Annotated in this window: 11 protein-coding genes; 4 read left to right on the forward strand and 7 right to left on the reverse strand. The window is 72.0% G+C overall.

Annotation, left to right across the window (positions count from 1 at the left end; all coding sequences use genetic code 11):
• Positions 1–87: 87 nt before the first annotated feature.
• The gene (locus LZ495_RS40025; protein WP_235058151.1) at positions 88–807 is read right to left on the reverse strand and encodes a TetR/AcrR family transcriptional regulator; all 720 of its coding nucleotides are present in this window, start codon (positions 805–807) and stop codon (positions 88–90) included.
• Between the two features lie 92 nt (positions 808–899).
• Between LZ495_RS40025 and LZ495_RS40030 the strand changes: the two genes are divergently transcribed.
• The gene (locus tag LZ495_RS40030; protein ID WP_235058152.1) at positions 900–2,441 is read left to right on the forward strand and encodes an MFS transporter; all 1,542 of its coding nucleotides are present in this window, start codon (positions 900–902) and stop codon (positions 2,439–2,441) included.
• Here LZ495_RS40030 and LZ495_RS40035 read toward each other — a convergent pair.
• From LZ495_RS40035 to LZ495_RS40050, 4 genes are all read right to left on the reverse strand, one after another.
• The gene (locus LZ495_RS40035; RefSeq protein ID WP_235058153.1) at positions 2,368–2,544 is read right to left on the reverse strand and encodes a DUF6104 family protein; all 177 of its coding nucleotides are present in this window, start codon (positions 2,542–2,544) and stop codon (positions 2,368–2,370) included. The two genes, LZ495_RS40030 and LZ495_RS40035, sit on opposite strands and share 74 nt — an antisense overlap.
• Positions 2,545–2,669: 125 nt before the next feature.
• A complete protein-coding gene (locus tag LZ495_RS40040) occupies positions 2,670–6,470 on the reverse strand; it encodes a multifunctional oxoglutarate decarboxylase/oxoglutarate dehydrogenase thiamine pyrophosphate-binding subunit/dihydrolipoyllysine-residue succinyltransferase subunit (protein ID WP_235058154.1) in 3,801 nt (1,266 codons plus the stop codon).
• A 330-nt stretch (positions 6,471–6,800) separates the two neighbouring features.
• Entirely contained in the window at positions 6,801–7,880 is a 1,080-nt protein-coding gene (locus LZ495_RS40045) for a HAMP domain-containing sensor histidine kinase (RefSeq protein ID WP_235058155.1), read from the reverse strand.
• Between the two features lie 23 nt (positions 7,881–7,903).
• A complete protein-coding gene (locus tag LZ495_RS40050) occupies positions 7,904–8,686 on the reverse strand; it encodes a response regulator transcription factor (protein WP_235058156.1) in 783 nt (260 codons plus the stop codon).
• A 419-nt stretch (positions 8,687–9,105) separates the two neighbouring features.
• Here LZ495_RS40050 and LZ495_RS40055 point away from each other — a divergent pair, with 419 nt between their 5' ends.
• Positions 9,106–9,990 (forward strand): phosphatase PAP2 family protein, encoded by an 885-nt coding sequence (locus tag LZ495_RS40055; RefSeq protein WP_235058157.1) that lies wholly within the window; start codon positions 9,106–9,108, stop codon positions 9,988–9,990.
• A gap of 150 nt (positions 9,991–10,140) precedes the next feature.
• Positions 10,141–11,685 carry an MFS transporter gene (locus tag LZ495_RS40060; RefSeq protein ID WP_235058158.1) on the forward strand — a complete coding sequence of 515 codons (1,545 nt, stop codon included), beginning with the start codon at positions 10,141–10,143 and terminating at the stop codon, positions 11,683–11,685.
• Here LZ495_RS40060 and LZ495_RS40065 read toward each other — a convergent pair.
• Both LZ495_RS40065 and LZ495_RS40070 read right to left on the reverse strand, forming a co-directional pair.
• The gene (locus LZ495_RS40065) at positions 11,645–11,938 is read right to left on the reverse strand and encodes a hypothetical protein (protein ID WP_235058159.1); all 294 of its coding nucleotides are present in this window, start codon (positions 11,936–11,938) and stop codon (positions 11,645–11,647) included. The two genes, LZ495_RS40060 and LZ495_RS40065, sit on opposite strands and share 41 nt — an antisense overlap.
• Positions 11,939–11,986: 48 nt before the next feature.
• The gene (locus tag LZ495_RS40070) at positions 11,987–12,646 is read right to left on the reverse strand and encodes a TetR/AcrR family transcriptional regulator (protein ID WP_235058160.1); all 660 of its coding nucleotides are present in this window, start codon (positions 12,644–12,646) and stop codon (positions 11,987–11,989) included.
• Positions 12,647–12,760: 114 nt separating this feature from the next.
• Between LZ495_RS40070 and LZ495_RS40075 the strand changes: the two genes are divergently transcribed.
• On the forward strand, positions 12,761–13,087 hold the full coding sequence (locus LZ495_RS40075; RefSeq protein WP_235058161.1) for a rhodanese-like domain-containing protein: 327 nt from the start codon (positions 12,761–12,763) through the stop codon (positions 13,085–13,087).
• Positions 13,088–13,165 lie beyond the last annotated feature (78 nt).

The raw sequence follows: 13,165 nt of genomic DNA on the forward strand, positions 1-13,165 counted from the left end.
GGCACGCAGTTTCGGCGGTGGCCGAAACACTCGCCATCGCAAGGGTGTTGCCCCAGAAGGCGGGCCCCGGGAGAGCCTCCGGCCCGGTCAGGCGGTCGGCGTCAGGCCCAACTCGCGGACCATCGACTTGAGTTCGTCCTCGTACAAGCGCCCCGGGTCGCGCGTCAGCGGACCGGTGTGGCCGTAGACCTCCAGGGCCACCAGGCCGTGCATGCGCCCCCAGACGCGCATGCCCAACGCGGCTGCTGCGGGCGGGAGTTCGGGGTGGTCGCGATGCAGCACCTCGCACAGGTGGTCGGAGAAGTCCGCCCACGTGTAGTCGCCGTCGTGGAACTCCTTCGCGGTCGGCCACGCCGCCGCGACCAGTCCGGTCAGCCCCGCGCAGGCGCGTTCGGCGGCGTCCGCGGCCGCGCCGCCTTCCGGCGGCTGGTAGCCGTGCACGGCGTCGCCGTAGATGAGCCGGAAGCCCTCGGGGTGGGCGAGCGACCAGGCCCGCAGTGCGGTGCCCCAGGCGGCGATCCGCCCGGCGGTGTCGCCGGGTGCGCAGCGGTCGCGGGCCGCCTCGACGGTGTCCACGAGGTCGCCGTACACGTCCTGGATCAGCGCCGTGACGAGGGTGTCCCGGGTGTCGAAGTAGCCGTAGATCGCGCCCGCGGTCATGCCCATCTCGCGGGCGATGGCGCGCAGCGAGATGGCGTCCGGACCGCCCTCGGCCATCAGCCGCAGCGCCACCGTCTTGATCTCGCGGGTGGTCTCCGCACGCAGGCGCTCGCGGCGGGTGGGCGGGGCTGCAGGCGCGGTTTCCATGCTTGACACCTTACAGAGTTCGGCTACTGTTCGGCGTGAACTTACTGAACGCCGTGTAGTAACTGTGCGGCATGAAGAATCGGGTCCCTGCCTTGACTCAGTCCCCAGCCAGGCCGCCCGCCCGCGCCGGGCTCGTCCTCGCTCTGCTCGCGTTCGCCCAGCTCATCGTGGCGCTGGACTACAACATCGTGTACGTCGCGCTGCCCGACATCGGCAGCGCGCTCGACTTCTCCGCGCAGTCCCTGCAATGGGTGGTCAGCGCCTACGCGGTCGGCATCGGCGGCTTCCTGCTGCTCGGCGGCCGGGCCGTGGACCGCTTCGGCGGCCGCCGCGTCTTCCTCGCCGGACTCGCGCTGTACGGCGCCGCCTCGCTGGCCGGCGGCCTCGCCGACGGCTCCGGCCTCCTGGTCGCGGCCCGCGCGGTGCAGGGCCTCGGCGGCGCACTGCTCACCCCGGCCACCCTCGCCCTGGTCTTCGCCGGTTTCCGGGAAGGCGCCGAACGCAACCGCGCGATGGGCGTCTGGGGCCTGGCGGGCAGCGCGGGCCTCGCGGTCGGCGCGCTGGCCGGCGGCGTGCTCACCGAATGGCTGGGCTGGCGCTCGGTGTTCTTCGTCAACGTGCCGCTCGTCGCGATCGCGGTCGCCGCTGCGCTGCGGCTGCTCCCGGACGACGCCCCAGCCGTCCGGACGCGCGGCGGATTCGACCTGCCCGGCGCGCTGCTCGCCACCGCCGGCTCGTCACTCCTCGTCTTCGGCCTGGTCAGCGGTCCGGAGGAAGGCTGGACGTCGGCCCTCACACTCGGCACCGCGGGTGCCGGCCTGGTCCTGCTCGCCGCCTTCCTCGCCGTCGAGGCGCGCACCCGCACCCCGCTCATGCCGCTGCGCATGCTGGCGAACCGCGGCCTGGCCGTGTCGATGCTGGTGATCCTGCTCTTCCAGACCGGACTGGGCGGCGGGTACTACCTGTTCACGATGTACCTGCAGCCGGTCCTCGGCTACAGCGCACTCGAAGCCGGCCTCGCGTTCCTGCCGCTCACCCTCGTCTCGGCGGTCGCCGCGGGCAAGGTCGCCCCGCTGCTGCTCTCCCGCATCTCGCTGCGCGCCACGCTGGGCATCGGCATGGTCGGCACCGGTGCCGGCCTCGCGCTGCTGTTCGCCGGCATGAGCGAAGGCGGTTCGTTCTGGGCGCTGGTCCCGGGCAGCGTGGTGTGGGGGCTCGCAGGCGGCTGGACGTACGTCGCGATGTTCGTCGCGGCGGGCAGCGGCGCCGCCCCCGAGGAGCAGGGCGTGGCGTCCGGACTCGCCACCGCCGCCCAGCAGATCGGCGGCGCGGTCGGCCTCGCGGTCCTCATCGCGGTGGTGAACGCGCAGAGCGGCCACGGCGGTCCGGGCCCCGACGCGGCGGGACTGCTGGACGGCATCCGGGCCGGCGGCTGGGTCGCCGCGGGCGTGGTGGCGGTCGGCGCACTGGCGGCGCTGCTGCTGCCGCGGCCGGGGCGGAGCCGGAGCATCACGGTGGCCGAAGCCGAAGCCGAAGCCGAAGCCGGGGCCGCCCCGCGGCTCACTCGTCGTCGTCGTCCAACCGGGCCAGCCACGTCGCCAGGCGCTCGACCGGCGTCTCGAACTCGGGGTTGAGGTCCACGAAGGTACGGAACTGCTCGGCCAGCCACGCGAAGGAGACCTCCTCCTCGCCGCGCCGGTTCTCCAGTTCCTCGATGCCCCGGTCGGTGAAGTACAACGCTCGCTCCCACTCCTGCTGATCACACGGAAAGACGGAGAAACGGGTCCGCCCCGGCGCATCGTATGCGCCGGGGCGGACCCGTCGGAAAACCGGACCGGTACGCGACCGGCCGCCTGCGGACCTTACGCGAAGGCCTCGCCCAGCAGGCCCTGCTGCTCCGCCTCGTGCCGCTTGGCCGAGCCGACCGCCGGCGACGATGCCGCCGGGCGGGCGATGCGGCGCGGCGTCGGCAGCCCCGCCTCGACCAGGTTCAGCGCGATGAACGGCCACGGGCCCTGGTTGGCCGGCTCTTCCTGGGCCCACACGAGCTCCAGGCCGTTGCCGTACCGCTCCATGCCGTACTTCGTCAGTTCGGCGCGCATCTCCTCGACCGGCAGCGGGTAGAGCCGCTCGACGCGCACGATCGCCACGTCGTTCGCCCCGGCCTTCGCCCGGGCGGCCTCGAGGTCGTAGTAGAACTTGCCGGAGCACATGACCACGCGCCGCACCTGCGCCGGGTCCACCGCGGTGTCGCCGATGACCGGACGGAACTCGCCCGCGGTGAACTCCTCGATGCGCGACGCGGCGGCCTTGAGGCGCAGCATCGACTTCGGGGTGAACACCACCAGCGGCTTGTGGTGCGGGTTGTGCGCCTGCCAGCGCAGCAGGTGGAAGTAGTTGCTGGGCAGCGTCGGCGACGCGACCGTCATGTTGTTCTGGGCGCACAGCTGCAGGTAGCGCTCGATGCGCGCCGAGCTGTGGTCCGGGCCCTGGCCCTCGAAGCCGTGCGGGAGCAGGAGCGTCACACCGGAGTGCTGGCCCCACTTCTGCTCGGCCGACGAGATGAACTCGTCCATGATGGTCTGCGCGCCGTTGGCGAAGTCGCCGAACTGCGCCTCCCACAGCACCAGCGCGTTCGGCCGGGCCAGGGAGTAGCCGTACTCGAAGCCCATCGCGGCGAACTCGCTCAGCAGCGAGTCGTACACGGTGTACTTCGCCTGCTCCGGCGTCAGGTTGGCGAGCGGGGTCCACTCGCCGCCCGAGTCGCGGTCCACCAGCACCGCGTGGCGCTGGCCGAACGTGCCGCGGCGCGAGTCCTGGCCGACCAGGCGGACCGGGTGGCCCTCCATGAGCAGCGACCCGAACGCGAGCGTCTCGCCCATCGCCCAGTCGATCGTGCCGTCCTCGACCATCGCCGCGCGGCGCTGCAGCTGCGGCTGCAGGCGCGGGTGCACGGTGAAGCCGTCGGGCAGCGAGATCTGCGACTCGACGATGCGCTTGACCGTCTCGGCGGCGATCGGGGTGTGCGCCGGCGCCGGGAACTCCGGCAGCGGCGGCACCTCGGCGTGCACCGGAAGCTGCGCGGTGGCCGCCTCGCGGACCTCCGCGAACACCTTCTCGAGCTGGTCCTGGTAGTCCTTCAGCGCCTGCTCGGCCTCTTCGACGGTGATGTCGCCGCGGCCGATCAGCGCCTCGGTGTACAGCTTGCGGACCGAGCGCTTCTTGTCGATCAGGTCGTACATCAGCGGCTGGGTGAACGAGGGGTTGTCCGCCTCGTTGTGGCCCCGCCGCCGGTAGCAGATCAGGTCGATCACGACGTCCTTGTGGAACGCCTGGCGGTACTCGAACGCGAGCTGCGCGACGCGCACGCAGGCCTCGGGGTCGTCGCCGTTCACGTGGAAGATCGGCGCCTCGACCATGCGGGCCACGTCGGTGGCGTACATGGAGGAGCGCGACGACGCCGGGGCGGCGGTGAAGCCGACCTGGTTGTTGATGACCACGTGCACGCTGCCGCCGGTGCGGTAGCCGCGCAGCTGCGACATGTTGAGCGTCTCGGCGACCACGCCCTGGCCGGCGAACGCGGCGTCGCCGTGCAGCAGCAGCGGCAGCACCGTGAAGCCCGCGCCGGCCATGTCGATGATGTCCTGCTTGGCGCGCACGACGCCCTCGAGGACCGGGTTCACGGCCTCCAGGTGCGACGGGTTCGCCACCAGCGACACCTTGACCTGCGCGCCGTCCTCGGAGGTGAACGTGCCCTCCGCACCCAGGTGGTACTTCACGTCGCCCGAGCCGTGCATCGACTTGGGGTCGATGTTGCCCTCGAACTCGCGGAAGACCTGCGCGTAGCTCTTGCCGACGATGTTGGTCAGCACGTTGAGGCGGCCGCGGTGCGCCATGCCGATCGCGACCTCGTCGAGGCCCGCCTCGGCGGCCGACGACAGGATCGCGTCGAGCAGCGGGATGGTCGACTCGCCGCCCTCCAGCGAGAAGCGCTTCTGGCCGACGTACTTGGTGGCCAGGAACGTCTCGAACGCCTCGGCGGCGTTGAGCTTGCGCAGGATGCGCAGCTGGTCCTCGCGGTCCGGCTTGGTGTGCGCGACCTCGATGCGCTCCTGGATCCAGCGGCGCTGCTGCGGGTCCTGGATGTGCATGTACTCGACGCCGACGGTCCGGCAGTACGAGTCGCGCAGCACGCCGAGGACCTCGCGCAGCGTCATCATCGACTGGCCGGCGAAGCCGCCGACCGCGAACTCGCGCTCCAGGTCCCACAGCGTCAGCCCGTGCTCGACCACGTCGAGGTCCGGGTGGCGGCGCTGCTTGTACTCCAGCGGGTCGGTGTCGGCCATGAGGTGGCCGCGCACGCGGTACGAGTGGATCAGCTCCTGCACGCGCGCCGTCTTGTTGACGTCGTCCTCGTGGCTGGCGGAGATGTCCTGCACCCAGCGCACCGGCTCGTACGGGATGCGCAGGGAAGCGAAGATCTCGTCGTAGAACCCGCCCTCGCCCAGGAGGAGCTGGTGCATGCGACGCAGGAACTCGCCCGACTGCGCACCCTGGATGATCCGGTGGTCGTAAGTGCTGGTCAGGGTGAGGATCTTGCTGACCGCGAGGCGGGCCATGGTGTCCGAGGACGCGCCCTGGAACTCCGCCGGGTACTCCATCGCGCCGACGCCGACGATGGTGCCCTGGCCGGGCATGAGGCGCGGCACCGAGTGCACCGTGCCGATGCCGCCCGGGTTGGTCAGCGAGACCGTCACGCCGGCGAAGTCGTCCACCGTGAGCTTGTTGGCGCGGGCCCGCCGCACGATGTCCTCGTACGCCTGCCAGAAGCCGAAGAAGTCCATCTCTTCGGCCTTCTTGATGGCCGCGACGACGAGCTGGCGGTCGCCGTTCGGCTTCGTCAGGTCGATCGCGAGGCCGAGGTTGATGTGCTCCGGCTTGACCAGGAAGGGCTTGCCGTCGACCTCTTGGTAGCCGTGGTTCATGGACGGCATCGACTTGATCGCCTGGACCAGCGCGTAGCCGATGAAGTGCGTGAACGAGACCTTGCCGCCGCGCGCCCGCTTGAGGTGGTTGTTCACCACGATGCGGTTGTCGATCAGCAGCTTCGCCGGCACGGCGCGCACGCTGGTCGCGGTGGGGATCTCCAGGCTCGCGTCCATGTTCGCCACCACGCGGGCGGCGGGACCCTTGAGCGCGACCCTCTCCGGTCCGGCGCTCGCGGCGGCCGGCACAGGGGTGGCCGGCTTCGCGGTCGCGGGCGGCGGGTCGGCGGGCGTCGGCTTCACCGGGGCGGCACTGGCCGCCGTGGCGTTGTTCGACACACCGCTGGTCACCATGGGGTGGCTGGACGCCGGCCCCGGGGTGGTCGCGGCAGGCCCGGCGGCGACCGGGGCGGCTGCGGGTGCGGCAGGGGCGGCCGCGGCGGCGGCCTGGATCGGTGCGGGCGCGGTACCGGCAGCAGCGCCGGGCGCACTCTCAGTGCTGGTGGTGATGGGACCGCTCCGGTTCGACGAGTCTGCGGCGGGTGCGGCTACCGCGTCTCCGCTGGGCTTGTAGTCGGCGAAGAAATCCCACCAAGCACGGTCCACAGAATTCGGATCCTGTAGGTACTGCTGGTAGATCTCGTCGACAAGCCACTCGTTGGGGCCGAAGCTGGCCATCGGGTTGCTAGGGGACTGTGACGACACGGCGGCAACCGCCCTCTTCCGCTTCCTGGGGTGGTGGACAGCGGGAAACAAGGCTACGCCCTTTCGGCCATGGTGCGCAGGCCCTACGTCCTACGCGTCGCGTAGATCACAGAGAGATGACCGAGTGGCGGAGATTTGTCCCTTTGCGAGCGATTCTATGTGACGGTATGTCATAACCGGACCGGTGGGTTCCGGATGCGCTCCGCGCGATCTGGCTGTTCCACACGCGTCCACCAGTACAACTGTGCGAAGAGCCGTCTTGTGAGGTTTTGTCGCCTCTCACCGAACGTCATGGCGCGCGGCTCAGCCGGCCTCCTGCCGGGCCCGGCCCGGATCGCCCGGCAGCACCACCCGGATCCGGCATCCGTAGCGTGATTCGGCCACCGCGATCTCGCCGCCGTGCAGGGCCACCGCCCAGCGCGCGATGGCCAGCCCGAGGCCCGTGCCGCCGCCCTCGCGCCGCCCGCCGCCGCCCTGGTACGGCACCGCCGCGCCCTCGCCGCCGATCGCCGACCGGTCCCCGCCGCGGATGAACCGCTCGAAGACCCGGGTGCGCTCCTCGCGCGGGATGCCCGGGCCCTGGTCCTGCACCTCCAGGCGCAGGCTGCCCACGCCGTCGTCGGCCTGCGCGTGCAGGCTCACCCGGCCACCCGGCGGCGAATGCCGGCAGGCGTTCGCGAGCAGGTTGGTGACCACCTGGTGCAGCCGCTCGGTGTCGGCCAGCGCGGTCAGCGCGGCCGGCTCGACGTCCACCACGAAGACCACGTCGTGCCCGAGCGCCTCGGCCTCGCGCAGCACCGACTCCAGGAACGGCCGGACCGCGAACTCGCGGGGCCGCAGCGGCACCACCCCGGCGTCCAGGCGCGACAGGTCCAGCAGGTCCGCGACCAGCCGGCCCAGCCGCTCGGTCTGGGTCAGCGCCTGGCCCAGGTGCTCCTTGTCGGGCTCCTGGACGCCGTCGACCATGTTCTCCAGCAGCGCCTGCAGGCCCGCGATGGGCGTGCGCAGCTCGTGCGAGACGTTCGCGACCAGCTCCTTGCGGTGCCGGTCGACCTGCTCCAGGTCGGACGCCATGCGGTTGAACGCGGTGGCCAGCTGGCCGACCTCGTCCCGCGAGGTGTCGCGCACCCGGCGCGAGTAGTCGCCGCGGGCCATCGCGCGCGCCGCCGCGGTCATCTCGCGCAGCGGCGAGGTCATGCCGTGCGCGAGCAGCAGCGTCACCGACAGGCAGGCCAGCGAAGTGACCACGAACATGTACCGGAACTGCACCTCGGCCCGCAGCCCGAGGATCATCAGCAGCGTCGACACGAAGACCGAGGTGACCACGAGCACCCCGAGCTTGGTCTTGATCGAGCGCAGCGGATCGAGCGGCCGGGTCTTCATCCACGCGGGCCTGGGCACCCGGCTCACCCGCCGAGCTGTCCGGGGATGCCCGGCGTCTCCAGGGCGTACCCGACGCCGTGCACGGTGCGGATCCACTCCGCGCCGAGCTTGCGGCGCAGCGCCTTGATGTGGCTGTCCACCGTCCGCGTGCCGGACGCGTCCACCCAGTCCCACACCTCGGCCAGCAGCTGCTCGCGGGACAGCACCGCGCGCGGCCGCGAGGCGAGGCAGACCAGCAGGTCGAACTCGGTCGGGGTCAGATGCACCTCGGCGTTGTCCAGGTGCACGCGGCGCTGCGTGCGGTCCACCCGCAGCGCGCCCAGCCGGACCGTCTCGGGGGCCGCCGCCCGGGCCGCGGCCTCGGCGCGCTCCATCCGCCGCAGCAGCACGTGCACGCGCGCCACCAGCTCGCGCATCGAGAACGGCTTGGTCATGTAGTCGTCCGCGCCGACCGCGAGCCCGACCAGCAGGTCCGTCTCGTCGTCCCGGGCGGTCAGCATGAGCACCGGGACCGCCGGGTGCGCGGTGTGGATCCGGCGGCACACCTCCAGGCCGTCCAGGCCCGGCAGCATGACGTCCAGCACCACGATGTCCGGCCGGGTCTGCTCGGCCAGCGCGACCGCGGACGGGCCGTCGGTGGCCACCATCGTGCTGAACCCCTCGGCGCGCAGCCGTGCCGCGACGGCCTCCGCGATGGTCGGCTCGTCCTCGACGACGAGGATCAGGCGCTGCTCGCCGGGACCCGGCACAGTGCCGCGCTGGGCCGGAGCAGGCAGGGACGGCGATGCGGATGCGTGGTCGCTCATGTAGCGCAGCGTACGGAGGGAGGCCCGGTGTCCGTACAGAGGTTGACTTCCCAGCCGCGCAGTTCCGACCCGAGGCGGATGTGGCGACCCGGCCGCGCGGCATAGGCTGGGCGGCAGTCCTGCCGACTCCATCCCGACGAAATCGCGGCTACTTCGCGCCGACTCGGCGTCGACTCGGCGTCGACACTGAGTGGACATTGCGTCGACTTTCCGGCGCCGCCGCGAAGAACTCATGGCGTCCTGCAGGTTGACGGACGCCTTAGGCTTGCCTGCGGTCCTCTTTCGGCACTTGATCACGCACTGCGGTCAAGTGGTTACCGACGGGCAGGAACTGACTGTACGTCATGTGCGTCGGTTCTCCCAGGAGGACACGCACGGAACGCGGTGCACGGTACGCAGGACGGAAGCGAGGGGGATCGGTGATCAGCAAGCTCAAGGCGCGGTTCGCCGGGAGAGCGGACCTCGCCGCCGCGGCCGAGCCCGTGGACCCGCTCGACCCGGTCGCCGTCCAGGCCGCGAAGAAGGCCAAGCGCCGGCGCACCATACGCGATGCGATCCGCGAGCTGCTGCTCGTCGCGGCGCTGTTCCTCGTCTACAAGTTCGGCCGCAACCTCGCGCCCGGCTCGGACTCCACCGCGCTGCACAACGCCAAGGAAGTCCTCACGCTGCAGAAGAACCTGCGGCTGCCGGACGAACTGGCCATCCAGCAGTGGTGGATCCAGTCGGATTGGCTGGTCTCCGCGGCGAACCGGTACTACGCGTACGTCCACTTCCCCGTGACGGTGGCCTTCCTCCTGTGGCTGTGGATCCGGCACCGCGACCACTACAAGTGGATACGCAATCTGCTGGCGATCATGACCGGCATCGCCCTGGTCATCCACATCCTGGTGCCGCTGGCCCCGCCGCGCATGATGGACGGCTTCGTGGACACCGGCATGATCGACGGGACGTCCCCGTATGCCAGCGAGGTCGGCGCCAAGATCGCCAATCAGTACGCCGCGATGCCCTCCCTGCACTTCGGCTGGGCCATCGTCGTGGCGATCGGCGTCATGGCCGTCTGGTGCAACCGCGATCCGATGCGCAGGGTCGGCAGCAAGCTGATCTGGCTGCACCCGGCGATAACGCTCCTGGTCATCGTCGTCACGGCCAACCACTACTGGCTGGACGCGTTCGTCGCCACGCTGCTGCTGGCGGTGGCCATGGTGGTGGTCCCCTTCCCGGACCGCTCGCCGCACGCGAAGCTCGTCCGGATAATCCCGAGCCCCCGGGCGCCGGTCCGCGAAAGCGTGTCCGCCAGGCCCTGACGGCCGGTCCTCCGAGTCCGCTGCGAAGCCCGTCCCCGCACCCGCGGGGGCGGGCTTCGGCGTCTCCGGCGCCCGCTCGGCATCCGGGGGGCGGCCCCGAACGGGCGTGTTCCGGGGGCGGTCCGGGTGGTCGGCGCCGATGATCGGGGTATGGCGGAGACGGTGCAGCCCGGGGGAGTGCGGTACGGGTCCGGGGTCGGGCGGTGGATTCTGCTGGCCACCGTGCTGGGGTCGGGCATCGTCATGCTGGACGGCACGGTCGTCAACGTCGCCCTGCCGACCATCGGGCGGGACCTCGACGCGTCGGTGGCCGCGCTGCAGTGGATCGTCAACGCGTACACGCTGACGCTGGCCGGGCTGATCCTGCTGGGCGGGGCGCTCGGCGACCGGTACGGGCGCAAGAAGGTGTTCGTCATCGGGGTGGCGTGGTTCGCGGTGGCGTCGCTGCTGTGCGGACTGGCCCCGAACGTGGAGATGCTGATCGCCGCCCGGGCCCTGCAGGGCATCGGCGGAGCGCTGCTGACGCCGGGTTCGCTGGCCATCATCCAGGCCACGTTCGCCGCGGACGACCGGCCCAAGGCGGTCGGGGCGTGGTCCGGGCTGGGCGGCGTGGCGACCGCGATCGGGCCGTTCCTGGGCGGCTGGCTGGTCGACTCGGTGAGCTGGCGGTGGATTTTCCTGATCAATCTGCCGCTCGCCGTGGTGACCATCGCGGTCGCGCTGCGGCATGTTCCGGAGACATTCGATCCGAAGGTGTCGGGACGCTTCGACGTGGGCGGTGCCGCCCTCGCCGCGCTGTCGCTCGCCGGGGTGACCTGGGCGCTGATCGCCGCGCCCGACTCGCTGCCCACCGCGGTCGGCGCCGGGATCGTCGGGGTGGGCGCGGGCATGGCGTTCGTGGCCCTGGAGCGCCGCGTGCGGGAGCCGATGCTGCCGCTGGACATCTTCCGGTCGCGGCAGTTCACCGCGGTCAACATCGTGACCCTGTGCGTGTACGCGGCGCTCAGCGCGGTGATGTTCTTCCTGGTCCTGCAGCTGCAGACGGTCTCGGGCTACTCCCCGCAGAACTCCGGCCTGGCGACGCTGCCGATCACCGTGCTGATGCTCCTGCTGTCCGCGCGGGCCGGGGAGTTGGCCAAGCGCATCGGGCCGCGGCTGCCGATGACCGTCGGCCCGCTGCTGTGCGCGGCCGGGCTGCTGCTGATGCTGCGGATCGGCCCGGACGCGAACTACATGACCGACGTCTTCCCCGGTGTGGCCGTGCTGGGCCTCGGCCTGTCGGTCACCGTGGCCCCGCTGACGGCGACCGTGCTGGCCTCGGTGGACGTCGCGCGGGCCGGCATCGCGAGCGGCGTCAACAACGCGGCAGCCCGGGCCGCGGGCCTGCTGGCGGTCGCCGGGCTGCCCGCGGTGGTCGGGCTGACCGGGGACGGCTACCAGGTCCCCGGGACCGTCGACTCGGGTTTCGACCAGGCGATGTGGATCTCCGCGGTCCTGCTCGTGCTCGGTGCGGTGCTGGCCTGGCTGACGGTGCGTTCGGACGCGCTGGAGACCCCGCCGGACGCCGAGCCGCACGCCGAGCCGTGCTGCAAGACTTGCTGCGCGGTCGGGGCACCGCCGCTGGAGGGCGATGCGGCGCGCAGCCGCCCCGAGGTCAGCGGCCCCGGCGGCGGGCCCGCGCCCGGCGCACACTGACCGCGACGGTCAGCGCGGCCAGCGCCGCGGCGAAGGTGACGGCCCCGACGGCGATCGGGGTGGCGTCGGTCGGATGGAAATCGCCGATCTCCCGCCAGATCGCGAGGTGGGCGATCGTGACCATGAGCGGCGCCAGGACGATTCCGAGGGCGGGGAGCAGGAGCCACAGGGCGCGGGGGCGCCCGCGGGGAGCGGCGGATCCGCGGTGCGGTCCGGTGACGGCGTCTTGCGGTGCCGGAGGCTGCAGAGTCATGTCCGCAGGTTCGCCGCCGGGCGGCCCTGCCGACAAGAGCACGCGTACTCAGTTCCCAGGGCCTGCTTGGGTGTTCGCCGGTGCGGCGAGGACGGTACGCGCCTGCCAGGCCAGCGCGTCGGCGATCTCCCCGGGCGTCCGGCCCGCTTCGAGCTGCGCGCCGAGGTGGTCCGCGGCGAGCGGTGCGAGCAGGGCGCCGGCCAGGACGTCGGCGGCCGTCGCGGCGTGCCCGGCGCCGGCGAGCAGGACCGCCAGGTGCCGGTGCCAGAACCGGTACGCGCCGATCCGGTAGCGCGCCCCGGGCGAGGCGGTCTCGGAGGCCCGGACCAGTTCGAGGTTGGCGAAGGCGTACTCCAGGTAGGCGCGGGTGAAGGCCTCGGCCCGGTCCGCGGCCCGGTCCGCGGCTGCGGCCGCGGAGTCCGGAGCACCGGGATACGGGCCCAGCGGTGCCGGCCCGCCGAGGATCGCCTGCTGCAGGTCGGTCTCGCGCTCGTTCAGCAGCGCCGCGGCCAGGCCGGCCCGGTCCCCGAAGCGCCGGAACAGCGTGCCCTTGCCGACCCCGGCCGCGGTCGCGACGGCGTCCATGGACACGTTCTCCACGCCGTGCTCGGCGAAGAGCGCGGCGGCCGCGTCGAGGATCAGGCGGCGGTTGCGGACCGCGTCGGCGCGCTCGCGGCGCGGCGGTCCGGAGCCGATCGCGAGGTCCACGGAATCAGTCGCGGCATCGGTCGCGGAATCGGTCGTTGACGAAGCGGACTGCGGTCCGTTACGTTTGCCAGGCACAACCGGACCATAGTCCACTTATCTGAGGGGTGTCCACTCATGACTGCTCTGATCACCCGTGAGGAGCTGCGCGAGGCGGTCGCGGCCGGCACGGTCACGGTCGTCGACGCGCTCGGCGGCGAGTACTACGCCAAGCAGCACCTGCCCGGCGCGGTCGCGCTGCACCCGTCCGAGGTCGCCGACCGGGCCGCCGAGGTCCTGCCCGACCCGACCCGCCCGGTCGTCACCTACTGCAGCAACGCCGCCTGCCCCAACAGCGGCCAGGTCGCCGACGCGCTCGTCCGGCTCGGGTACGCCGATGTGCGCAAGTACAAGGAGGGCATCGAGGACTGGGTGGACGCAGGGCTGCCCACCGAGAGCGCCTGAGCGGACCGGAAGAACCGCAGGCCGGCCTGACATCGGCCGGGCCGGCCGCGCCGCGAAGTGCCGTGGTCCGCAACGGGC

The sequence above is a fragment of the Yinghuangia soli genome (genome assembly GCF_021502675.1).
Classification (GTDB): Bacteria; Actinomycetota; Actinomycetes; order Streptomycetales; family Streptomycetaceae; genus Yinghuangia; species Yinghuangia soli.